22 protein-coding genes are annotated in these 22830 nt (G+C 70.5%); 15 read left to right on the top strand and 7 right to left on the bottom strand.

The window, feature by feature from the left end; translation table 11 throughout:
- The 3 genes from H284_RS0104485 to H284_RS0104475 are packed head-to-tail and all read left to right on the top strand — an operon-like array spanning nucleotide 1 to nucleotide 4758.
- Nucleotides 1-2037, top strand: a complete 2037-nt coding sequence (locus H284_RS0104485; protein ID WP_029042815.1) for a bifunctional rhamnulose-1-phosphate aldolase/short-chain dehydrogenase — start codon at nucleotides 1-3, stop codon at nucleotides 2035-2037.
- Entirely contained in the window at nucleotides 2034-3497 is a 1464-nt protein-coding gene (locus H284_RS0104480; RefSeq protein ID WP_020075314.1) for a rhamnulokinase, read from the top strand. Before H284_RS0104485 ends, H284_RS0104480 begins: the two co-directional genes overlap by 4 nt.
- A complete protein-coding gene (locus H284_RS0104475) occupies nucleotides 3490-4758 on the top strand; it encodes an alpha-hydroxy acid oxidase (protein ID WP_029042814.1) in 1269 nt (422 codons plus the stop codon). Before H284_RS0104480 ends, H284_RS0104475 begins: the two co-directional genes overlap by 8 nt.
- A gap of 332 nt (nucleotides 4759-5090) precedes the next feature.
- Here the strand turns inward: H284_RS0104475 and H284_RS0104470 are convergent, their stop codons facing one another.
- Nucleotides 5091-5384, bottom strand: coding sequence for a hypothetical protein (locus H284_RS0104470; RefSeq protein ID WP_020075312.1), 294 nt, complete (start codon nucleotides 5382-5384; stop codon nucleotides 5091-5093).
- 106 nt (nucleotides 5385-5490) lie between these two features.
- Here H284_RS0104470 and H284_RS0104465 point away from each other — a divergent pair, with 106 nt between their 5' ends.
- The 4 genes from H284_RS0104465 (at nucleotide 5491) to H284_RS0104450 (ending at nucleotide 8601) form a co-directional block, all read left to right on the top strand.
- Nucleotides 5491-6027: a MarR family winged helix-turn-helix transcriptional regulator gene (locus H284_RS0104465; protein ID WP_020075311.1), complete on the top strand. Its 537-nt coding sequence runs from the start codon at nucleotides 5491-5493 to the stop codon at nucleotides 6025-6027.
- Nucleotides 6024-6710 carry an NADPH-dependent F420 reductase gene (locus H284_RS0104460; protein WP_020075310.1) on the top strand — a complete coding sequence of 229 codons (687 nt, stop codon included), beginning with the start codon at nucleotides 6024-6026 and terminating at the stop codon, nucleotides 6708-6710. The genes H284_RS0104465 and H284_RS0104460 overlap by 4 nt, the downstream gene beginning before the upstream one ends.
- Nucleotides 6711-6739: 29 nt before the next feature.
- A complete protein-coding gene (locus H284_RS0104455) occupies nucleotides 6740-7807 on the top strand; it encodes an LLM class flavin-dependent oxidoreductase (protein ID WP_029042908.1) in 1068 nt (355 codons plus the stop codon).
- Between the two features lie 134 nt (nucleotides 7808-7941).
- Nucleotides 7942-8601, top strand: a complete 660-nt coding sequence (locus H284_RS0104450) for a hypothetical protein (protein WP_020075308.1) — start codon at nucleotides 7942-7944, stop codon at nucleotides 8599-8601.
- Between the two features lie 120 nt (nucleotides 8602-8721).
- Here H284_RS0104450 and treS read toward each other — a convergent pair whose 3' ends face one another.
- Both treS and H284_RS0104440 read right to left on the bottom strand, forming a co-directional pair.
- Complete coding sequence (gene treS / locus H284_RS0104445) at nucleotides 8722-11004, bottom strand: maltose alpha-D-glucosyltransferase (RefSeq protein ID WP_018190236.1); 2283 nt, start codon at nucleotides 11002-11004, stop codon at nucleotides 8722-8724.
- Nucleotides 11005-11082: 78 nt separating this feature from the next.
- Complete coding sequence (locus tag H284_RS0104440) at nucleotides 11083-11496, bottom strand: Rho termination factor N-terminal domain-containing protein (RefSeq protein WP_018190237.1); 414 nt, start codon at nucleotides 11494-11496, stop codon at nucleotides 11083-11085.
- Nucleotides 11497-11598: 102 nt separating this feature from the next.
- Here H284_RS0104440 and H284_RS0104435 point away from each other — a divergent pair, with 102 nt between their 5' ends.
- The 5 genes from H284_RS0104435 (at nucleotide 11599) to H284_RS0104415 (ending at nucleotide 16598) form a co-directional block, all read left to right on the top strand.
- On the top strand, nucleotides 11599-11952 hold the full coding sequence (locus tag H284_RS0104435; protein WP_020075307.1) for an ArsR/SmtB family transcription factor: 354 nt from the start codon (nucleotides 11599-11601) through the stop codon (nucleotides 11950-11952).
- Nucleotides 11949-12863: an SRPBCC family protein gene (locus H284_RS0104430; RefSeq protein ID WP_231371066.1), complete on the top strand. Its 915-nt coding sequence runs from the start codon at nucleotides 11949-11951 to the stop codon at nucleotides 12861-12863. The genes H284_RS0104435 and H284_RS0104430 overlap by 4 nt, the downstream gene beginning before the upstream one ends.
- A 31-nt stretch (nucleotides 12864-12894) precedes the next feature.
- A complete protein-coding gene (gene nhaA, locus H284_RS0104425; protein ID WP_020075305.1) occupies nucleotides 12895-14787 on the top strand; it encodes a Na+/H+ antiporter NhaA in 1893 nt (630 codons plus the stop codon).
- A gap of 91 nt (nucleotides 14788-14878) precedes the next feature.
- Nucleotides 14879-15475 carry a YdeI/OmpD-associated family protein gene (locus H284_RS0104420; RefSeq protein WP_020075304.1) on the top strand — a complete coding sequence of 199 codons (597 nt, stop codon included), beginning with the start codon at nucleotides 14879-14881 and terminating at the stop codon, nucleotides 15473-15475.
- A gap of 82 nt (nucleotides 15476-15557) precedes the next feature.
- A complete protein-coding gene (locus tag H284_RS0104415) occupies nucleotides 15558-16598 on the top strand; it encodes a cupin domain-containing protein (protein ID WP_020075303.1) in 1041 nt (346 codons plus the stop codon).
- Between the two features lie 27 nt (nucleotides 16599-16625).
- On the opposite strand, the gene H284_RS0104410 is transcribed toward H284_RS0104415, so the two are convergent.
- The 4 genes from H284_RS0104410 to H284_RS0104395 form a co-directional block, all read right to left on the bottom strand.
- Nucleotides 16626-17342 carry a hypothetical protein gene (locus H284_RS0104410; RefSeq protein WP_018190243.1) on the bottom strand — a complete coding sequence of 239 codons (717 nt, stop codon included), beginning with the start codon at nucleotides 17340-17342 and terminating at the stop codon, nucleotides 16626-16628.
- A gap of 1 nt (nucleotide 17343) precedes the next feature.
- The gene (locus tag H284_RS0104405; protein WP_018190244.1) at nucleotides 17344-17862 is read right to left on the bottom strand and encodes a hypothetical protein; all 519 of its coding nucleotides are present in this window, start codon (nucleotides 17860-17862) and stop codon (nucleotides 17344-17346) included.
- A 105-nt stretch (nucleotides 17863-17967) separates the two neighbouring features.
- A complete protein-coding gene (locus tag H284_RS0104400) occupies nucleotides 17968-19356 on the bottom strand; it encodes an MFS transporter (RefSeq protein ID WP_020075302.1) in 1389 nt (462 codons plus the stop codon).
- A 109-nt stretch (nucleotides 19357-19465) separates the two neighbouring features.
- Nucleotides 19466-20131 (bottom strand): TetR/AcrR family transcriptional regulator, encoded by a 666-nt coding sequence (locus H284_RS0104395; RefSeq protein WP_020075301.1) that lies wholly within the window; start codon nucleotides 20129-20131, stop codon nucleotides 19466-19468.
- 59 nt (nucleotides 20132-20190) lie between these two features.
- Here H284_RS0104395 and H284_RS0104390 point away from each other — a divergent pair, with 59 nt between their 5' ends.
- The 3 genes from H284_RS0104390 to H284_RS0104380 all read left to right on the top strand — a co-directional run bounded on the left by H284_RS0104390 (nucleotide 20191) and on the right by H284_RS0104380 (nucleotide 22809).
- Entirely contained in the window at nucleotides 20191-21054 is an 864-nt protein-coding gene (locus tag H284_RS0104390) for an SDR family NAD(P)-dependent oxidoreductase (protein WP_020075300.1), read from the top strand.
- 118 nt (nucleotides 21055-21172) lie between these two features.
- A complete protein-coding gene (locus tag H284_RS0104385) occupies nucleotides 21173-22516 on the top strand; it encodes an MFS transporter (RefSeq protein WP_020075299.1) in 1344 nt (447 codons plus the stop codon).
- 89 nt (nucleotides 22517-22605) lie between these two features.
- Entirely contained in the window at nucleotides 22606-22809 is a 204-nt protein-coding gene (locus H284_RS0104380; protein ID WP_018190249.1) for a hypothetical protein, read from the top strand.
- Nucleotides 22810-22830 lie beyond the last annotated feature (21 nt).

Genomic DNA, 22830 nt, shown 5'->3' with positions numbered 1-22830 from the left:
ATGACGAACGACGCTGTCGCATCCCTGCTGGCCCGTTCGAACCGTCTCGGGTCGGACCCGGCGAACACGAACTACGCGGGCGGGAACACGTCCGCGAAGGGGACTGAGATCGACCCGGTGACGGGGGAGCCGGTCGAGTTGCTGTGGGTGAAGGGCTCGGGCGGTGACCTGGGCACGCTGACCGAGACCGGGCTCGCTGTGCTGCGGCTGGACCGTCTGCGGGCGCTGCAGAACGTGTACCCGGGTGTGGAGCGCGAGGACGAGATGGTCGCCGCGTTCGACTACACGCTGCACGGGAAGGGCGGTGCGGCTCCGTCGATCGATACGGCGATGCACGGGCTGGTGGATGCGGTCCACGTGGATCACCTGCACCCGGATGCGGGTATTGCGATCGCGACGGCGGCCGACGGGGAGGAGCTGACCGGGAAGGTCTTCGGCGGCCGGGTGGTGTGGGTGCCGTGGCGGCGTCCCGGGTTCCAGCTGGGCCTGGACATCGCGGCGATCAAGCAGGCGAACCCGGAGGCGATCGGCACCATCCTCGGCGGGCATGGCATCACGGCGTGGGGGGACACGAGCGAGGAGGCGGAGGCGAACTCGCTGTGGATCATCCAGACCGCGGCGGACTACATCGCCGCCAATGGTCGTCCGGAGCCGTTCGGGCCGGTGTTGCCGGGCTACGAGCCGTTGCCGGAGGGCGAGCGGCGGGCGAAGGCGGCGGCTTTGGCTCCGCACCTGCGCGCGATCGCCTCCACCGACCGGGTGCAGGTGGGGCACTTCACCGACGCGGACGTGGTGCTGGAGTTCCTGGCGTCGGCGGAGCATCCGCGGCTGGCGGCGCTGGGCACCTCGTGCCCGGATCATTTCTTGCGCACGAAGGTGAAGCCGCTGGTCCTCGACCTGCCGGCCGACGCAACCATCGAGGAGTCGGTGGCGCGGCTGGAGGAGCTGCACGAGCAGTACCGGGCCGACTACCAGGCCTACTACGACCGCCACGCGACGGCGGATTCGCCGGCGATCCGCGGTGCGGACCCGGCGATCGTCCTGATCCCCGGCGTCGGGATGTTCTCCTACGGCAAGGACAAGCAGACCGCCCGGGTCGCGGGCGAGTTCTACGTCAACGCGATCAACGTGATGCGCGGGGCGGAGGCGCTGTCGTCGTACGCGCCGATCGACGAGGCGGAGAAGTTCCGCATCGAGTACTGGGCGCTCGAGGAGGCCAAGCTGCAGCGGATGCCGAAGCCCAAGCCGCTCGCCGGGCGCATCGCCCTGGTCACCGGGGCCGCGTCCGGGATCGGGAAGGCCATCGCGACCCGGCTCGCCGCCGGGGGCGCCTGCGTGGTCATCGCCGACCTCGACCTGGTCAAGGCGCAGGCCGCCGCGGCCGAGATCGGGACCGCGGATGTCGCGATCGGCGTGGCCGCGGACGTGACCGACGAGAAGGCGGTCGACGCGTCCATCCGGGAGGCGCTGCTCGCGTTCGGCGGGCTGGATCTGGTGGTCAACAACGCCGGCCTGTCGATCTCGAAGCCGCTTCTGGAGACCACGAACGCCGACTGGGACCTGCAGCACAACGTGATGGCCAAGGGGTCGTTCCTGGTCTCCCGCGCCGCCGCGCGCGTGCTGATCGATCAGAAGCTCGGCGGGGACATCGTCTACATCTCCTCCAAGAACTCGATCTTCGCCGGACCGAACAACATCGCCTACTCGGCGACGAAGGCCGACCAGGCGCACCAGGTGCGGCTGCTCGCCGCGGAACTCGGCGAGCACGGCATCCGCGTCAACGGCATCAACCCCGACGGAGTCGTCCGCGGGTCCGGCATCTTCGCTGGCGGCTGGGGCGCCAAACGCGCCGCCGTCTACGGAGTGCCGGAGGAGGAGCTGGGCCAGTACTACGCGCAGCGCACCCTGCTCAAACGCGAAGTGCTGCCCGAGCACGTGGCCAACGCCGTGTTCGTGCTCTGCACCAGCGACCTCGACCACACGACCGGCCTGCACATCCCGGTGGATGCGGGAGTCGCAGCCGCCTTCCTCCGATGAATGCCGCGCCTCCCGGGGTCGGCACGGTCGCCGCCGTCGACCTCGGCGCCACCAGCGGACGCGTCATGCACGCCCGCGTCGGCGCGAACACACTGGAGCTGACCGAGGCCGCCCGGTTCCCGAACACGCCCGTGCGGGTGTGGGAGGGCGACCGCGCTGCACTGCACTGGGACCTGACCGGGCTGTACGCGAACGTGCTCGACGGGCTCGCCTCGGTCGCGCGGTCCGACCCGGCGCTCGCGAGCATCGGCGTAGACGCGTGGGCCGTCGACTACGGCCTGCTGCGCGACGGGCGGCTGCTGGGCGAGCCGTACCACTACCGTGACGAGCGTACGGCGGCCGGGGTCTCGACGGCGCATGCCGCCGTCGAACCGGGGGAGCTGTACCGCGAGGGCGGACTCCAGTTCCTGCCGTTCAACTCCCTCTACCAGCTGGCGGTGGATGCCGCGAGCGGCTCTCTGGAGCGCGCGGACCGCTTCCTGCTCGTCCCCGACCTCCTCACCTTCTGGCTGACCGGGGTCGCGCAAGCCGAGCGGACCAACGCCTCCACCACCGGGCTGCTCACGGCCGACGGCGCGTGGAACGACGCGCTCATCGCGCGGCTCGGGCTTCCGCGGTCCGTGTTCCCGCCGCTCGTGGATGCGGGGACGCCGGTCGGGCGCCTCCTGCCGTCCCTGCGCGGCGACCTGCCGTTCGACGGCGCGGGCCCGGTCGTCACGGCGGTCGGCTCGCACGACACCGCCTCGGCGGTCGTGGCTGTGCCGATGGACGCATCCCGCGCCGCGTACATCTCCTGCGGAACGTGGGGACTGGTCGGTGTAGAGCTTCCGCAGCGCGTCGTGTCGGAGGAGGGCCGGGCCGCGAACTTCACCAACGAGGGCGGCGTAGATGGGCACATCCGCTACCTCCACAACGTCATGGGCCTCTGGCTGCTGAGCGAGTCCGTGCGCGAGTGGCAGCGCCGCGGGCTGCGGGTGACGCTGGAGTCGCTGCTCGCCGAGGCGGCCGAGCTGCCTCGGCCGTCGGACCTCTTCGACCCCGACGACCCGCGCTTCATGGCGCCGGGCGACCTTCCGTCGCGCATCGCGGAGTGGTTCGCCGAGCACGGGTCGACCGCACCGGCGTCGCCGGCCGGGATGGTGCGCGTGATCGTCGAGAGCCTCGCTGCGGCGTTCGCCGACGCGGTGCACCGCGCGGCCGCGCTGACGGGCGTGGGTGTGGACACCATCCACATCGTCGGCGGGGGAGCCCGCAACGCCCTGCTCTGCCAGGCGACCGCCGACCGCAGTGGGCTGCCGGTGCTCGCGGGACCTGTCGAGGCGACCGCGATCGGCAACGTGCTCGTGCAGGCTCGCGCTGCCGGCCTCCTCACCGGCGACCTCGAAACGCTGCGCGCCCTGGTCGCCCGCACCACTCAGATCACGCGCTACGACCCCGTTAGGATCCTTGCCCATGGTTGATCGCCAGTTGCCTCGTCCGGCGGAGTTGTTGGAGTTGATGCAGTTCCGGAGGCCGGAGCTGAATGGGAAGAAACGGCGGCTGGAGTCCGCGCTCACGATCGAGGACCTGGCGCGGATCGCGCGCCGCCGGACCCCTCGTGCGGCGTTCGACTACACCGAGGGCGCCGCCGAGGGGGAGTTGTCGTTGGCGCGGGCGCGGCAGGCGTTTCAGGATGTGGAGTTCCATCCGTCGATCCTGCGGGACGTGTCGAGCGTGGATACGTCGTGCCAGATTTGGGGTGGGCCGTCGGCGTTGCCGTTCGGGATCGCGCCGACCGGGTTCACCCGGTTGATGCAGACCGAGGGGGAGACCGCGGGGGCGGGTGCTGCCGGTGCGGCGGGCATCCCGTTCACCCTGTCCACCCTGGGGACCACGTCGATCGAGAATGTGAAGGCGGCGAACCCGCACGGCCGGAACTGGTTCCAGCTGTACGTGATGCGGCAACGCGAGATCTCCTACGGCCTGGTGGAGCGGGCGGCGGCGGCCGGGTTCGACACCCTGTTCTTCACCGTGGACACCCCGATCGCCGGAGCCCGGTTGCGGGACAAACGCAACGGGTTCTCCATTCCGCCGCAGCTGACCCTGGGGACGATCGTGAACGCGATCCCGCGGCCGTGGTGGTGGTACGACTTCCTCACCACCCCCAAACTCGAGTTCGCCTCGCTGTCCTCCACCGGCGGGACCGTCGGGGATCTGCTGAATGCGGCGATGGACCCGTCGATCAACTACGAGGACCTGAAGATCATCCGGGACATGTGGCCGGGGAAGCTCGTGATCAAAGGCGTGCAGACCCTGGAGGATGCGCGCACCCTGGTCGACCATGGGGTGGATGGGATCGTGCTCTCCAACCACGGCGGCCGGCAACTGGACCGCGCCCCGATCCCGTTCCACCTGCTCCCGTCCGTTGCACGGGAAGTGGGCCGGCACACGGAGATCGCGATCGACACCGGCATCATGAACGGCGCCGACATCATCGCCGCCTACGCCCTCGGCGCCAAGTTCACCCTCATCGGACGCGCCTACCTCTACGGGCTGATGGCCGGCGGGCGGGAGGGTGTCGACCGCACCATCCACATCCTCACCGACCAACTCATCCGAACCATGAAACTCCTCCAAGTCACCTCGCTCGCCGAGCTCGGCCCCCACCACGTCACCCAACTCACCCGCCTGCAGCCCCTCCGCAACGCCCCCGTCCCCGCGCGCGAGGACGCCGACGCCTGATCCCCTCGCGAGATTTGCGCCAAATCGCGGTAATGCGGCGCCCAAAACCACGATTTGGCGCAAATCTCACACGCAGCGATGGGGAGAGGGCGGTGCGCTTCGCGCGCCGCATTCCGCACATTCGGCACGAATACTCGGGGCTTGTTAGCGCGGGGTGCTCGCAGACAACGGCGGATCACCCGCACGATGTGCGCCAAATCGCGGGAATGCGGCGCCCAAAACCACGATTTGGCGCAAATCTCACACGCAGCGATGGGGAGAGGGCGGCAACATTCGTGCCGAATGTGCGCTTTGCGCGCCGCATTCCGCACATTCGGCACGAAACTCGGGCGTCAGCGCGGGGTGTACTCGTAGACGACGGCGGACCAGTGGTCGCCAAGCTCGTCCCACGACTCGGGGCCGTGGAACGCCAGCCGATACTGCACGTTGAGCAGCGGGCCGAGCACATCGAGCACGTCTGGCTGGAACGGGGTGCCGGGCGGGAAGCCGAGGCCGAAGCTGTGGATGATGCTGTCGTCCGCCGCGCGCAGCCACACACCCCAGCCCTGCGAGACCGGCATCGCGACCACGCGGAAGACGTGGGCGGGGTCGTAATCGGCGGGGAGGGCGTCGGGCAGATCGCTCATGATGCAACGCTACAAGGCGCGCGCCATGGCGGGAACAAATCCACTCGGCCAGCGGTTGATTGACACGTCAGCTATCCGGCTGGCGTGATCGAGAACGAGGACCCGCATGACCCCCACTACAGCCACTGAGCGACTCACCGACCGTGAACTCGCCGTGTGGCGCTCGCTGCTCGACACGACCGGCGAGCTGCGCCGGCTGCTGTCGTCCGAGCTGCAGCGCGTGGAGCTCTCGACCGGCGACTACGCAGTGCTGCTCGCGCTCACGGAGGCGGACGACCGCACGCTGCGGTCGTCCGAGCTGGCCGACGCGATCGACTGGGAGCGCAGCCGGGTGTCGCACCACCTGGGGCGCATGGAGAAGCGCGGCCTCATCCGCCGCACCGAGTGTCCCGGCGACAACCGCGGGGCGCTCGTCGTCCTCACCGAAGACGGCTACGAGGCCATCCGCCGCGCGTCCGGGCCCCACCTGCGGGCCGTGAAGCGGCTCTTCGCCGACGCGCTCCGCCCCGACCAGCTCGACGCGCTCGCGGGGGCGCTCGAGAGCATCCAGAACCACCTCGACCGCGCCGCGGCCGACCCTGACACCAACACCAACACCAACACCGATACCAACACCGACACGACAGAAGGACACCGCCGATGACCACCACCGCTACCGCGCGACCCCGCGTCGCGATCCTCGGCGTCGGACATGTCGGCTCGGCGCTCGCGCGCATCCTGCTCGGCGCCGGCTACGAGGTGGAGGTGGCGGCCTCGGGCGACCCGCAGCGCATCCAGCTCATCGCCTCGGTCGTCATGCCGGGCGCCCGTCCGGCGTGGGCCGCGGAGGCCGTGTCCGCGGCGGATGTCGTGATCCTCGCCATCCCGCTGCACCGGTTCGCCGGACTCGACCGCGGGATGCTCGACGGCAAGCTGGTCATCGACTCCATGAACTACTGGGCGCCGACCGACGGCGTGCAGCCGCTGTTCGAGGACACGTCCCTCACCAGCAGCGAGATCGTCCAGCGCGAGCTCCCGAACTCCACCGTCGTGAAGACGTTCAACCACATCGGCTACCACGAGATGGAGGAGGACCGCCGCCTCCCCGGAGATCCGGACCGCCGCGCTCTCGGCGTGGCCTCGGACGACCCGGAAGCGGCCGCACTCGTCGCCTCCCTCATCCAGGACGTCGGCTACGACACCGTCCTCGTCGAGAGTCTTCGCGACGGAGTCACGTTCGAGCCGGGCGGCCCGGTCTTCGGTGCGCGCCTCGACGCGGGCGGCTTCCGGGCCGCCGTCGCGGGCGAGAGCGAGTCGGAGCTCGCCTCCGCCGAGGCCGCCGCCTGACCCGGCGGCGACCGCATCTTTTCCCTCGCATCCACACCCGAAAGCACACAAATGAACACGCACCCCAGAGCTTTCCGCTCACCTTCGGCCTGAACACCTTCGGTGACGTCACGAGCGACGCCGGCGGCCGGCCCATCTCGCACGCCCAGACCATTCGCGACCTCGTCGGCCACGGCGTCGCCGCCGAGCAGGCGGGGATCGACTTCTTCGGCATCGGCGAGCACCACGTCGACGACATGCCCCTCTCGGCGGCCGACATCGTGCTGAGCGCGATCGCCGCACGCACCGAGCGCATCCACGTCGGGTCGGCCGTCACCGTGCTGAGCTCGGACGACCCCGTCCGGGTGTTCCAGCGCTACTCCACCCTCAACGCGGTGTCGGACGGCCGCGCCGAGATCATCCTCGGCCGCGGTTCGAGCATCGACTCGTTCCCGCTGTTCGGCTTCGATCTGTCCGACTACGAGCAGCTGTTCGAGGAGAAGACGAACCTGTTCGCGCACCTGCGTGAGGGCGGACCGGTCACCTGGGAGGGGAGCACACGCAGCGGACTCCGCGAGCAGGATGTGGTGCCGCACCTCGAGACACCGCTGCCGACGTGGATCGGCGTCGGCGGCAGCCCGGAATCCGTCATCCGCACCGCCCACTACGGCTTCTCGCTCATGCTGGCGGTGATCGGCGGACCGGCCTCCCGCTTCGCGCCGTACAGCGAGCTCTTCCACAAGGCGCTGGAGCAGTTCGGCCGCGAGCCGCAGCAGATCGGCCTGCATTCGCCCGGCCACGTGGCGGCCACCGACGAGCAGGCGCGCGAGGAGTTCTGGCCGCACTACCGCGACATGATCACGAAGGTCAGCGCGACGCGTGGCTTCGCGATCCCGACCGAGGCGTCGTTCCAACGCGAGCTGGGCCCCGACGGCAGCCTCTACGTGGGCTCGCCGGAGACGGTCGCCGCGAAGATCGCCGCCAACCTGCGCGTTGTCGGCGCCAACCGTTTCGACCTCAAGTACGGCATCCCCGGGATGACGAACGAGTCGCTCCTCGCGGCGATCCGCCTGTACGGCACCGAGGTCGTCCCGCGCGTCCGCGCCCTCCTCGCCTGACCTCCTCCCTCGCGGATCCGCCCACCGTCGAGTCCGCACATTTTGCACACCCCGACGGCGCGTCGCGTGCAAAGTTCGCGGACTCGACGGCTGCTAGCCTGCACCCAACCGACACACCGAGCTCAGGAGGACGCATGACGACGCACGCCGACAAGACCTACGCCCGCATCACCGGCTCCCCGGCGCCGCGCGACCTGGAGTGGACCGAGTTCATCAGCTTCTGGCAGGACCGCGCCGACCAGGTGGAGCAGGAGACCGGCGATCGTCTGGCCGTGAAGCTCAACGGGCACCGCGAGGTCTTCCGGCGCCAGCACGACGGCAGCGTCTCCATCGAGGACATCGAGCGCGCACGCCACCTGCTGGCGGCGACCCCGGAGCCGAAGGGCCACGGCGACCTGCTCGCGGTCGCGATCGACGCCGAGCACGCCCGCATCTTCGACTTCGACCTGGATGCGCGCACCGTCAGCGACACAGAGCACACGGTCGCCGACGAGGACCGCCGCGCCCACCACCTGCGCACGGTGGAGCGGCACACCGGTCACGACGACGAGCGCGACCTGAACCATTTCTTCGACGCCGTCGCCGAGGCGCTCCGGTCGACCGCCCCGGAGCGTTCGTTCGTCGTGATCGGCCACGGGTCGGGCAAGGCGGATGTCGCTGCCGAGTTCGTGGAGCGGCTGCGGGCGGCCCACGCGGATGTCGCGGGTCGCGTGACCGCGCTCACCGAGCTCGACCTCAGTGCGGCGAGCGACGCCGACATCGAGGCCGCCGCCCAAGCGGCCGTCCGCGTCTAGCCGCCCGCGCATCCCGTCCCCTCCCACCGTCGAGTCCGCAAACTGTGCACGCGACGCGCCGTCAGAGCGTGCAAAGTTTGCGGACTCGACGGTGGGGGGATGGAGCGAGGGGGGGGGGGGCTACTGGTCGAGGGGGGTGCGGCTCAGGATGAGGAAGCGCGCGCCGTAGGCGGGCACGCTGACCGGGAAACTGGCCAGGTCATCCACCGTGCCGACCTCGCTGCCATCGGCGGCGTCCGTCACCGTCGCCCGATGCGGCAGTGCCTCCGAGCGGACGGTGCCGTCGACCGCCGAGTCGGTCATGTTCAGCACGGTCAGCTGAACGATGGGCAGCTCCTGCTCGTCGAGCGTCTCGAGTTCGTGCACCATGACGAGCATGCCCGGGTGCGCGACATCCGGCACGTCGACCTGGCGCGCGCTCGCGATGCCCCAGCGGTCGCGGATGCGCAGCAGCTCCCGAAGCCGGTTCGCGAACGAGTCGCGGTTGCGCAGCTGCTGGGGGAGCGGCCCGTACAGCGAGCGCGCCCGCGGCATCCCGTACGCGGAGCGCTCGGCGTCGGGGGCGGACCCCAGCAGGTCGTGCGCTCCCCGCTCGACCCAGCGCGTGTCGCCCTCCGCGATCAGGTCGGCCACCTCGCCGCGGGGCACGGTCAGTGCGCCCAGCAGGTCCCATCCCGACAGCGCGAAGACGCCCGGCTGCCACGCGTTGAACGCGGCGAGCAGCAGGTGCGCGTCCCGGATCGCCGGGATGTCGTCCTCGGTGATCGAGTCGAGGGTCGCGTGCCCCTGGGTGGCGGCGATGAGGGAGGCCGACGTGCAGGCGATCCCGTTGGTCGTGAACACCAGGTTGTAGTCTGCCGTCGGCTCGGTGATCGCCTCGACGAGGTCGGCGCGGATGCGCTGGGCCAGCTCGCCGCCGCTGATCTCCTCGCCGCGGAACGTGTAGAGGTCGTTCTGGTGCAGCGTCGCCCAGTGGACGAGCTCGTAGGTCAGCTCGTCGTGGTTTTGCATCCCGTGCACCAGGCTCACCGGCTCGACGCCCAGCTCCAGTGAGGTGCGCAGCGTGAGCCGCAGGAACTCGGTGTCGCCGGTTGCGAGGGCGTGGTGGTACGCCGGGCGGTTGATGAAGTCGTAGGAGAGGTCCGCGCCGACAGCGCCGGTGTCGCGGATGTCCTCCACGGTGAGGTTGAGCTCCTGGAAGGTGAAGCCGCCGACCTTGCGCACCATCCCAGCGATGATGTGGTTCGCGGCGTGCGACAGCGGGTGCCCCTCCGACCAGGCCGGCATCCCCTCCGCACTCTTCTCGACCCCGAGGAAGCCGTTCGCATCCAGTCGCAGGGCGCTCGTGCCCAGGTCGCCGAGCGAGTGCAGGGCGTCGCCGATGACCAGGCGCATGCCCGAGAACGTCGGGTCGAGCCAGTTCACCGACGGCTGGCCCTCCTTGAAGTAGTGGAGGTACACCCAGCGTCGGGTGATGCCGTCGACGCCGATGACGGGAGCGGTGGCGCTCCAGTTCGTCTCCTTCACGCCGGGGGCGTAGAAGATGACGCGCTGCAGCTCGCCGATGATGTAGCCGCGCTCGGCGAGCGCCGCCTCCGTCGACTCGTCGAGGTTGACGGAGTCGCGGCCCTCGGGCACCTCCGGCAGCAGGTGCCACTCGTCCGGAGGGATCTCGACCATGTGGTAGATCCCGGGGTAGTCCTTGTAGGCCATCTCGGCGAGGCGGAAGTCGGCGCCCTTGCCGGTGTGGCCCGGCACGATGTCGTCGATGACGCTGCCGCCGTGCTCCTCGGCGACGTCGGTCAGCCGCCGGAACGTCTCCTCGTCGCCGAACGCGGGGTCGATCTGGGTGCCGATGCGGTCGAAGTGGCCGTCGACGCTCGGGGTCTCCTGCCAGCCGCGGATGCCGCCGGCCCGCTTGACCGGACCGGTGTGGATGCCGTTGATCCCGATCCGCTGGAACGCCCGCCACAGCTCCGGGTCGGCGAGCGCCGTGAGGAACGACTCGCCCGGTCGCGTGATCAGCGAGATCGGGTACGCGGTGAACCAGACGTCCGAGGTGGAGACGGCGCGGCGGGCGTCCGGCCGGGCGTAGGGGTTGCGCCACATGCTGGGTGAGCCGGACAGCTGCCGGCTGAGCACGTCCGCATCCTTCAGCATGGATTGGCGCACCAGCCACTCGACGTAGGCCGGGTTCTGGCCGTTGGCCGCCCGGGGGTCGGAGAACGTGCGGCGGATGCTGCCGCCGCGCAGGTTGGCGCGCGGGCGCAGCCGGCGGGGCCGGGCGGGGTAGAGCTGTTCGTCGTAGGTGATCTCCTCCGGCGCCGCCTGCTCCTCAGCAGCTGCCTCGTCGGGTGCCGTCACCGCGTCCTGCTCCGTCACCTCGAGTGCCTCGTCGTCCACCTGGTCTCCTTCCGTGACTGCAAACGTAACCCCCGAAACGGTCCGCGTCTGCCGAACGGCGCGGTGGGATTCACCCGGTCATTCGCTGAGGCGCTCGATCAGCTGCCCCTTGGTCAGCCGGGAGACGTTCAGGAGGCCGCGGGCGCGTGCCGCATCGCGCAGGGCCTGCACGGTCAGCTGGTCGAGTTCCGGGTCGTGCGTGACGGATGTGGTGACCGACCCGGCGAACTCGACCGTCGCCTCCACGGTCTCGTCGCGGACGGAGGGGAGCGGCGGGGTGAGGTCGAGGTCGGCCGTGTCCGCAGCGCTGTCGGCGTGCTCGGCCGTGCTGCTGCCGGCGAGCGTCGCCAGCTCCTGCTCCAGGGTGCGAACACGCTTCTTCGCCTTCTTCTTGTCGAGCTTCTCGGCCGCTCTCCTGGCGTCGGCGACGGCCGCCTCCGCCCGCTCGAACGCCTTCTTCGCCGCCTTCTCGAGCTTCTTCTGCTTCGCCATGCGCGCTCCGTTCCGTCCCGTTCACCGTGCACGCTGCCACGTGTCCGCGGAAGGGGCAAGGCATGCCTACGTCATATCAGTGAGCGGTGATATCATGCACCCATGAACTCGTTTGCGGTGCTGGCGGACCCGGTCCGTCGCCGGATGGTGGAACTCCTCTCCGAGGTGGAAGCGCCCGCCGGTCGGATCGGCGCCGTCGTCATGGCGGAGTTCGGGATCGGCCAGCCGGCCGTCTCGAACCAGCTGCGCGTGCTCCGGGAGGCGGAGATCGTCTCGGCCGAGCGCCAGGGATCGCAGCGCATCTATCGCATCGTCCCCGGCGCGCTGGACGATATCGCGGCCTGGGTGGACCGGTACGGGCGGCTGTGGTCTCAACGGCTCGACGCCCTGGAGACCGAGCTCGCCCGCGGGAGCAGCGGCGGACACGGGAGCGCACGGCCCGACGGGGGACGATGATGGATGCGCGCACGATCCGCGCTCTCGTCGGCACCGACGACCATCCCGAGCTGATCCTCCGCCACGAGTACCGCTCGACCGCCGCGGAGCTGAGGGACGCATGCACGTCGCCGGAACGACTGTCCCGCTGGTTCGGCGTCGTCGCGGGCGAACCGTCGGGTGTCGGGTCGGAGTTCACCGTGCAGCTCGACGAAGACACCCGAGCGCAAGGCCGGGTGCTGCAGTGCGGCACGGACGCCCTGCGGGTGTCCTGGACCGTCGACGGGGAGCCGCCGAGCATCGTCACCGCCGAGTGGAGGGACACCGCCGACGGACGCGCCGAACTGACCCTGCACCATCGGCTCGCACGGCGGGACGAGATCGTGACGGCGGGCGGCGGATGGGATGACGCGCTCTCCGTGCTCGACGGGGTGCTTTCGGGCCGAGAGGATGACGCAGGCGGCTCTGCCGGACGCGCGGCCGGGCGAGATGTCTGGCGGACGCTCGCCTCGCATCCCCTCGAACTGACGCGCACGATCGATGCGGACCGGTCCCGGGTCTGGAGCGCCATCGCCTCGGCCGACGGACTGCGCACGTGGTGGTGGCGGCACTGGCACGACGTGTCGATCGTCGCGGACGTGCGGGTGGGAGGCGCCTACCGGATCGTCGCACCAGGCGCGGGCATCGTCGTGGAGGGGCACTATCTCGCCGTCGAGCCGTTGGAGCGCCTCGCGTTCGAATGGAGGTGGAGCGACGACGACGGTCCCACCACCGACGAAGCCGTGGAGTTGCGGCTGACCGACGAAGGCTCCGGCACACGGCTCGTCGTTCGCCACACCGGGCCCTGGACGGATGCGTCGCCCGCCGAGTCGTACCGGCAGGGCTGGAGCTTCACCCTCGGCGAGCTCGCGGCCGTCCTCGCCGCCGAGTGACCGCGGGCGCGGGAGTCGCTAGAGTTTTTCCGTGACCACCCCGCTCACGCTCATCCAGCGTTCTCCCGACCCGGAGTCGGTCGGGCAGTCGCGCGACCGCCGGCCGAGCATCGCCGAGCGCTTCCGCTCGATGGGCCGGAGCCGGATCGGCGCGCTGCTGCTCGTAGCGGCGACGCTCATCGCGATCGTGTGGGCGAACATCTCGTTCACGGGGTACGAGCAGTTCTGGGACACGCATCTGATCGTCGGGGTCGGCGACCTGCAGCTCGACTTCACCCTCCACGCGCTCGTCAACGACGCCCTGATGGCGATCTTCTTCTTCACCGTCGGCCTGGAGGTGCGGCGAGAGTTCGCGATCGGGGAGCTGACCAGCTGGGCGCGCGCCGTCGTCCCGGTAGTCGCCGCCGTCTTCGGGCTCGCCGTCCCTGCGGTCATCTTCGTGCTGTTCACCCTCGGGACGGGCATGGAGCACGCGTGGGGAGTGGTCATCTCCACCGACACCGCGTTCCTGGTCGGTGCCCTGGCCCTCATCGGCCCGCGCGCGTCCGGCCGTCTCCGGGTGTTCCTCCTGGCGCTCGCCGTGGTGGACGACATCGGCGCTTTGAGCATCATCGCGCTCGTGTACACGGAGAACTTCAACCCGTATCCGTTGATCATCGCCGCGGTCGGCCTGGTCGGCGTCTACTTCACCCGCTACCTGCGCGGCGGCCGCGGCCCGGTCTACGCGACCCTCGCCATCATCGTCTGGCTCGCGTTCCTCGCCTCGGGCGTGCACCCGACGCTGGCCGGTGTCGCGATCGCCCTGCTCGTGCCCGTCTACCGGCCCAACCGGCGGGATGTGGAGCACGCCCTCGATCTCGCCCGCACCTTCCGGCAGTCACCGAACACGGAGTACGCGCGGGCGGCGGCCAACAGCCTGCGCGAGTCCATCTCCATCAACGAGCGGCTGCAGTCGGCGTGGGGTCCGTACGTGGCGTATGTCGTGCTGCCCCTGTTCGCCCTCGCCAACGCGGGCGTGCGGCTGGACGGCGACATCCTCGCCGGCGCGCTCGTCTCGCCGATCGCCTGGGGTGTGCTCGCCGGGCTCGTCGTCGGCAAATTCGTCGGGGTGTTCGGCTCGGCCGCGGTGCTGCGCCTGCTCAAGATCGGCGACTTCGGGCCGGGCCTCACCCTCGACCGCCTGGCCGGCGGAGCGGCGCTGTGCGGCATCGGCTTCACGATCTCGCTGTTCATCGTCGATCTGGGCGTCCCGGATGAGGCGGCGCAGAACGCCGCCCGCGTCGGCGTGCTCGCGGCGACGATCGTGGCGTTCGTCGTCGCGACCATCGTCTTCCGGATCTCCGACGCGCGCCGGCCGAAGGAGGAGGCGGGCCTGACCCTGGTGCGCCCGGTGGACCCGGCACGCGACCACATCTTCGGTGCGCTGGACGCGCCGTACGAGATCGTCGAGTACGGCGACTTCCAGTGCGGCTTCTGCCTGAAGGCGACGGGTTCGGTGTTCGAGGTGCAGCGGGAGCTCGGCGACCGGCTGCGCTACGTGTGGCGGCACGCGCCGCTGACGCGGTACCACCCCAACGCCCTCGCCGCGGCGGAGGCGTCGGAGGCGGCGTCGCGGCAGGGCAAGTTCTTCGAGTTCGAGCGTGCCCTCTTCGCCGATCAGGAGCACCAGCTGCCGTCCGACATCCTGCGCCGTGCCCAGGAGCTCGACCTCGACCTCGATCGCTTCGAGGCCGACCTGAGCTCGCCCGAGGTGGCCGCGCGCGTCCGCGACGACATGCTGGATGCGGAGGCGATGGACATCACGGCCGTCCCGACGTTCTTCATCAACGGCCGCCGTCACGTCGGTCCGTACGATGCTCAGTCGCTGATCCGCGCGCTGCAGGCGACCGAGGACACCGACACGGCGGCCACCGCGCAGCCCTGAGCGCGCCTGCCCGTCCCTGATCGCGCCTGGCCGGGCCGGCATAGCGGCCACGCCGCCGCCCGGCGTCGGCGGTCGCCCCTACGATCGGGGCATGGCCGACGACCCGCAGCGAACAGCTCCCGAACCCCTGGTGGTCGCCGACCAGGCGGCGTGGCGCGCCTGGCTCGACGAGAACGAGCAGAGCTCCGACGGCGTGTGGCTGGTGCTCGCCAAGAAGGGCGTCACCGACCCGACGTCCCTCGGCTATCAGGAGGCCCTGATCGAGGCACTCTGCAGCGGCTGGATCGACGGGCAGCGCCGATCCCGCGACGACACGACCTTCGTGCAGCGGTACACCCCGCGGCGCAAGACCTCGCTGTGGTCGGAGCGCAACATCGGCATCGTCGAGACGCTGATCGCCGAGGGGCGGATGCGGCCGGCCGGGCAGGCGGAGATCGATCGGGCCAAGGCGGACGGTCGCTGGGAACGCGCGTACGCGGGCGCCGGGCGGATCGAGATGCACGAGGATCTGGTGGCCGCGCTCGAGGCCTCACCGGCGGCAACGGCCACGTTCGAGCGGCTCAACGCCCAGAACCGCTACGCCGTGCTGTGGCGGGTGACCACCGCACCGAACGCGACCACCCGCGGCAACCGGCTGGCGAAGCTGATCGGGATGCTCGAGCGCGGCGAGACGCCTTACCCGCAGTAGGCGTGCCAACACAAGCGTTGTCCTGACGGCCCGGTCGCCCCTAGCGTGACGGTGACACAACACCATCGACAGGGAGACCCGCATGCCCACGACTTCGCCGCACGTCGCTTCGCTCACCGATGCCACAGACACCTACGAGAACGACTTCGGCAGCATCTCGCAGCTCACCGCCGACGACTTCCCGATCCTGAAGCGCATGTCGCTCAAGCGCATCGTCCTCGAACCGGGCGGCGTCCGCGAGCCGCAGTGGAACGTGAACGCGAACCAGATCGCCTACGTGGTGCGCGGGACGGTGCTGGTGTCGATGCTGGCGAACGCGGACGAGTTCGCGTCATTCGTCGTGACGGCGGGGCAGATGTACCACGTCGCGTCCGGCGCGATCTACCACATCGAGAACGTGGGGGAGGAGACCGCGGAGATCATCGCCTCCCTCCGCACCTCGCGTCCGGCGCACTTCTCGCTGCAGAACAGCTTCAATGCGATGACGGATGCGGTGCTCGGCAACACCTACGACCTTCCGTCGTCGGCGTTCGCCGCCTTCGACCGGCACGACGCGCAGCAGATCGTGCGTCGGGAGGGCCCGGCCCGCATCCCGGACACCGCCGGCCTGCCGAACGCCCACCTGTTCGATGCCGCGGGGCAGAATCCACCGCTCTCGTACGCGTACGGCAGCGCGCGGCTCGCCCGTAAGCAGTTCTGGGCGGCGCTCGACGACCTCTCCATGTACTCGCTCGAGATCGCGAACACCGGGATGCGCGAGCCGCACTGGCATCCCGTCACGGCCGAGCTCGGGTACGTACAGAGCGGGCACGCGCGGATGACGGTGCTCGACCCGGACGGCTCGCTCGACACGTACGAGCTGGAGCCCGGGAACGCCTACTTCATCCCGCGCGCGTACCCGCACCACATCGAGGCGTTGGGCGACGAGGGCATCCACTTCCTGATCTTCTTCGACCAGCCGACGCCGGGTGACATCGGATACCGCGCCACGGCATCCGCCTTCTCGCGGGAGGTGCTGTCGTCGGCGTTCGGCGTGCCGGAGGCGCAACTGCCGCAGTTCCCGTTCACACCGGTCGATCCGCTGATCGTCGGGCGCACCAACCCCGTCGACCCGGTGAAGTAGGCGCAGCGGGTCAGCCGCCCGAGCGGGTCAGCCGCCCGAGCGGGTCAGGCCGCGGAGCTCACCGGTCGACGATCCGAAGTCGATGTGGATGTGCGTGCAGTAGTCGGCGAAGCGCGAGATGTTGCGCAGCGGCGGCATCCAGTACGCCCCGCAGCCGTCGGCCCCCGAGGCCTGCCCGGCGCGCGATCCGGCCGGCAGGAAGGAGTCGAGGAACGGGAGCAGGATGTTCGTCGGACCGTCGTTGCCGCGCGTCCTGGCGGAGCCGATGTAGGTGAGGTCCATCGCGTTGGGCGCGCCCGGCGGCGTGCAGTGGCGGGAGGTCGGGTTGCTCGCGCAGGTGGCGACGCCGTCGTTGGCGCAGTGCCGGTTGAGGTCGCTCACCTGCACCGAGCCGTAGTTGCGGATGATGATCACCAGCGTCTGCAGCGTCCGCTTGTCGATGTTGCACTGCGGTGTCTGCCCGATGGTGCCGTTGGCGATCGGCTGCAACTCGTTCGGGATGATGGCGCGCTCGGCCCATTCGATGATGAGCGTGCCCTGGTTGTAGTCCTCGAGCAGCTTCTGTGCGGCGGCCTGCGCCGTCGCGGGCACGTCGACGCACGTCTCGACGCACGTGCTCTCCGCCGGCTGCGCGAGAGCGGCCCGGGCGGAGGGCGCGGGCGCTGCGGCGGAGAACCCGGCGACCACGAGCACCGCGATCAGCGCGAAGGCGACGCGGAGGGACGTTCGGCGGAGGCGGCGCATGTCAGTCCTGACTCACGGTGACGCCGGCGAGCGTGAAGCAGTCGCGTGCGACGGCGGAGGAGTCGTCCACCGTCTTCTGCGGGCCCGCGCCGGTCTCCGGATTGATGGGGTTGGCATTGATGAAGGCGAGGTTCGCGGCCAGCGGCTTCCAGACGCCGTCCTTCTCGGCGGCAGCGGCGGCGAGAGGCGTCGCGGCGGCGACTCGCGTCGCGGCGAAGCCGTCGGCGACCTGCTGGCACGCCTGCACGGCCAGCGCCTTCGCCCCGGCGGTGTCGACGGGCGCCCCGGTCGGTGCGGGGGCGTCCGGCGCGTCTGTGGCATCCGGGCCGGTCGTCGGCGCGGGAGTCTGCGTCGCGGGGGCCGTCGGCGTCGGCGTCGGGCTGGCGGTGAGCGTCGACGTCGGGAACGGCGTCTGGGTCCCGGCGTCGGCGCCGGACTCCGGCGCGCAACCGGCCAGCGCCAGCGCGAGCACGGCCGCCGCCACGGTGAGCGCGCGCACGCGCCCGAGCTGCGAGACCATCGGAACCACCCCATCCCCGAACGGGCGTAAATACTTGCATAGGCTACGGCGTCGGTCGCGCCGATCGGCGGAGTGACGCGCGCTCTGCGGGGAACGGCTGCCGGGTCAGACGCCGGTCTTCCCTGCCTTCTTGCGGGCACGGAGGTCGACCAACCCGACGACGAGGGCGACCGCGAGCAGCGCGAGGGTGACGAGGTAGCCGTCCCGGACCGCCTGGTGGTACTGATCGATCGGATGGTCGCCGCCGCCCGGGACGGTCGCGAAGAACACCGCCGTGACCAGTGCGACGCCGACGGCCGTTCCGACCCGCTGGCCCAGCTGCGCGATCGACCCGGCCGCGCTGCCCTCCTCCGGCGGCACCTCCGAGAGCGTCAGCGTCTGGTTGGGGGAGATGACGAACCCGCCGCCGATGCCGCCGACCAGGGTGGATGCGGCCATCAGCCATTCCGCCGCGGCCGGCGGTGCCAGGGTCGCCGAGGCGAGCAGGGCGCCGATGCCCACGATCACGATGACGAGCCCCACGACGACGAGGGCGCGTCCGAAGCGCTGGACGAGACGGCCCCCGATGAACGCCGATACCGCCGCGCCGAGGGCGAAGGGGACGCTGACCAGTCCGGCGGCCAGCGGCTGAGCGTGCAGCCCCTCCTGGAGGAACAGGGTGGTGACGAGGAAACTCGCCGGGAGACCGGCGAAATACACCGCGGCGATGAGGATGCCGTTGCGGTACGACGCCAGCCGGAACAGGTCGAGGTGGACGATCGGCGAGAGCCCGCGCTTCGCGTAGCGGCGCTCCCAGAGGAGGAATGCCGACCCGAAGGCCGCGAATGCGATGAGCCACAGCCAGCGGAGCGGGTCGTCGGTGGGGGAGCCCGTGGTGAGCAGGAAGGGCAGCATCAGGCCGAGGATGGCCCCGGCCAGCAGGATCAGCCCGACCGGATCCAGCTGCGTCCCTCCCGCGGGCCTCTCCTGCCTGCGCGGCAGGAACCGCAGAGCGAAGAAGAGCGCGACGGCTCCGCACGGCACGTTGAACCAGAAGAGCAGCCGCCAGCCCTCCTCCGCGCCGCCGAGCGCGATCAGGGAGCCGGCGAGGCTCGGGCCGATCGCCGTGGCGATGCCGACCATCGCACCGAAGACCCCGAACGCGCGCCCGCGCTCCGGTCCGCGGTAGAGCTGCTGGATCATCCCGAGCACCTGGGGCATCTGGACGCCGGCCGCGGCCCCTTGCACGAAGCGCGCGATGGTCAGCCAGAGGATGTTCGGGGCGAGCGCGCAGAGGGCGCTCGCGAGGCTGAAGCCGACCAGGCCGATGACGAACATCGCCCGGCGTGATCGGGTGTCACCGAGGCGCCCGGAGGGCACGAGCGTGAGGCCGAAGGCGAGCGCGTAGCCCGCGACGATCAGCTGCAGCTGCGTCGAGTCGGCGTGCAGGGAGCGCTGGATGGACGGCAGCGCGACGTTCACACCGGAGAGATCGAGGATGGTCAGTGCGCCCACGGCGATGCAGACCGCGAAGGCCGGACCGCGCGCCGCACGGTTCCCTGAGCGGTGTCCTCTCCGGAGGGGCCCTGTGAAACGTCGGTCACGCCGACACCGTACGCCTCGCTCAGTCGGCGAGCGCTCCGGTCAGGTACGCGCGGAGGATGCGGCGGAGCCGCGGCTCCAGGTCGATCAGCGCGTGCCCGAGCCGCGGGTCGGTCCGGTAGAGCTCGGCGATCTCCGGCGGCGGGGTGGAGATCTGCCAGAAGGTGCCGGCGAGGGAGGTGGCGGCGGCGACCAGATCGCGTGCGGCGGTGTCCGAGAGGGCCGGGAGCGCATCCCGGACCGCGTCGCTGATCGCCGCGAGGCTCTCGCCGCTCGTGAGCTTGTAGCTGCGCACGGCCTCGACGGAGACGTTGCGCTCGAGGTTCAGGGGCGCCTGCGCGAGCAGGTCGCAGAACGCTCCGCGCGCGGCGAGGGTGGAGGCGAAGGCGGTGGCGACGCCGTCGGCGGTGGAGGCGCGACGGACCCGCTCGCACAGCACGGGCGTCCACTCCCGCCACGCCTCGGCGGTGAGCCGGAGGAAGATCTCCTCCCGGGTCTCGAAGTACCGCAGCATGGCCGACTTGTGCATCCCGACCGCGTCGGCGATGTCGGTCAGGGTGACGGTACGGATGCCCCGATCGCGGCCGAGGGCGCGGGCAGCGTCGAGGATCGCCTGCTCGCGGGCGGCTTTCGCCTCGGGGGATCGGGCTCGTCGCTGCCCGCTCTCTCGCGTCTCCTGCTGGGTCATGCCGCCAGTTTAGCGCAACCGAGTTGCATTATTTAAAGAAACGGTGTTTCATTAACGTCATGGAACAGACTTGGTTCATCACAGGCTCCTCCCGCGGCTTCGGCCGCTCCCTCGTCGTCGCCGCGCTCCGCGCCGGTGACCGCGTCGCCGCCACCGCCCGTCGCCCAGAACAGCTCGACGACCTCGTCGCCGAGTTCGGCGACCGCATCCTGCCGCTCCGGCTCGATGTCACCGACCCCGCCCGCGCCGCCGAGGCGCTCCGCGAGGCATACGACCGGTTCGGCCGGCTCGACGTGATCGTCAACAACGCCGGCTATGCGAACGTGTCGCCGATCGAGACGACGGACGACGCCGACTTCCGCACCCAGTTCGAGACCAACTTCTGGGGCGTGTACAACATCAGCAAGGCGGCCATCCCGCTGCTGCGTGCGCAGGGCGGGGGGCTCGTCATCCAGTTCTCGTCGGTCGGCGGGCGCGTCGGCGGGTCGCCCGGCATCGCCTCCTACCAGGCCGCGAAGTTCGCGATCGACGGCTTCAGCCGCGTGCTCCGGACGGAGACGGCTCCGTTCGGGGTGAAGGTCCTCGTCGTCGAGCCGAGCGGCTTCCGCACCGACTGGGCGGGCTCGTCGATGGAGGTGCGCGAGATCCCCGAGGGATACGAGAGCACCGTCGGCGCGATGAACCGCCGGGTCCGTCAGTCCGACGAGGGACCGGCCGGCGACCCGGACCGCGCGGCCGAGATCCTCGTCCGCCTCGCCAAGAGCGACGACATCCCGCAGAACCTCCCGCTCGGGGTGAACGCCACCGAGATGAGCGTCGCGCAGGACCGTCGCCTCCTGGCCTCCGACCTCGCGTGGGCGCCCGTCTCGCGTTCCGCCGACGCCGCCGAGCCCTACCCCGTCCCCTTCCCGCCCGCCGCCTGACCCTCTCGCGCCCCTCCGCACCACCGTCGAGTCCGCAAACTTTGCACATCCCCGCGGCGTTCCGCGTGCAGTTTGTGCGTACTCGACGGTGGGGCGGAGGGGCGGGTAGGGTTCGCGTATGACGGCGGCGTCAGCTGAGCGGGGCATGCGCACCTTCGCGCAGGTGCTCGTCAACACGGCCGTGGCCAACGTCACGACGAGCTACCTCTGGTTCGCCCTGACCTTCTGGGTCTACCTCGAGACCCGGTCGGTGCTCGCGACCGGCATCGTAGGCGGTGCCTACATGCTCCTGGTCGCGGTGTTCTCCATCGGCTTCGGCACGATCGTCGACCGGCATCGCAAGCAGTCCGTCATGATGCTCGCCTCGCTGCTGACGCTCGCGTCCTTCTCGATCGCCGGTGTGCTCTATCTGATCTTCCCCGAGGAGGCGCTGCTCGACCTGGGCGGCCCGATGTTCTGGATCTTCGCGGGCATCATCCTCTTCGGCGCCGTCGTCGAGAACCTCCGCAACATCGCCCTGTCGACCACGGTCACCCTGCTCGTCCCCGTCGAGCGCCACGCCAACGCCAACGGTCTCGTCGGCACGGTCCAGGGTCTCGCCTTCATCGTCACCAGCGTGTTCAGCGGCCTCTCGATCGGCCTGCTCGGGATGGGGTGGACGCTCGTCATCGCGATCGTCCTGACCGGGCTGGCCGCCTTCCACCTGCTCATGCTGCGCATCCCCGAGGAGCTCCCGGAGCGCGACGCGTCGGCGTCGGCCGTCGACCTGCGTGGGAGCATCGCGGCCATCCGCCAGGCGCCCGGACTGTTCGCCCTCATCATCTTCTCGACGTTCAACAACCTGATCGGCGGCGTCTACCTCGCGCTGATGGACCCGTACGGTCTCGAGCTCTTCGCCGTGGAGGTGTGGGGCATCGTCCTCGGTGTCGCCTCCACCGGGTTCATCATCGGCGGGCTGGTCGTGGCGAAGGTCGGCCTCGGCAAGAACCCCATCCGGACCATGCTGATCCTGGTCGCCATCATGGGACTACTCGGCGCGACCTTCACCCTCCGTGAGTGGTGGCTGCTGTACGCGGCCGGCATCTGGGCGTACATGGCGCTCATCCCGGCCGTGGAGGCGTCGGAGCAGACGGTCATCCAGAAGATCGTGCCGTTCGCCCGGCAGGGTCGCGTGTTCGGTTTCGCGCAGGCGCTGGAGTCGGCCGCGGCCCCGATCACCGCGTTCCTGATCGCGCCGGTGGCGCAGTTCCTGATCATCCCGTACATGGCGTCCGAGTCGGGCTCGGCGACGTGGGGCTGGCTCCTCGGCGACGGCAGCGCGCGGGGGATCGCCCTCGTGTTCCTCGTCTCCGGCCTCATCATGGTCGCGCTGGCGCTCGGCGCGTTCCTCACCCGCTCCTACCGCCTCCTCTCGGCGGAGTACCGGGGGACCGCCACGGATGCGGTGATGACGATTCGGTGAACAGGCCGAGTCAGGTCTGCCCCGTAAGCTGTGGACTGGCTATGCTTCGGATCGTTCGGGGGGGAAGGCCATCCGGAGGGGGAAGGGCCATGTACGGTCTGTCATCGGCGGGAGCATTCGCCGCAGCGGTCGCTGTCGCGGCGATCGTCCTGCTGCTCGCGCCCGTGGGCGAGGCGGTGTCGCCTGTCGTCCAGGCGGTGGATCTGGTGGTCGCCGGGGTCGCGGGGGCGGCCGCAGCGACGTTCTTGAGCATCGCGGGAGGTCAGCGGCACCGCCGCCGACGCGCCCGCTAGCGCCACACCCCCGTTCTCCGC

Source organism: Cryocola sp. 340MFSha3.1 (assembly GCF_000383315.1).
Taxonomy (GTDB): domain Bacteria; phylum Actinomycetota; class Actinomycetes; order Actinomycetales; family Microbacteriaceae; genus Leifsonia.
The sequence above is the reverse complement of the archived record's forward strand: the minus strand, read 5'-3'. Positions and strand labels throughout refer to the sequence as shown.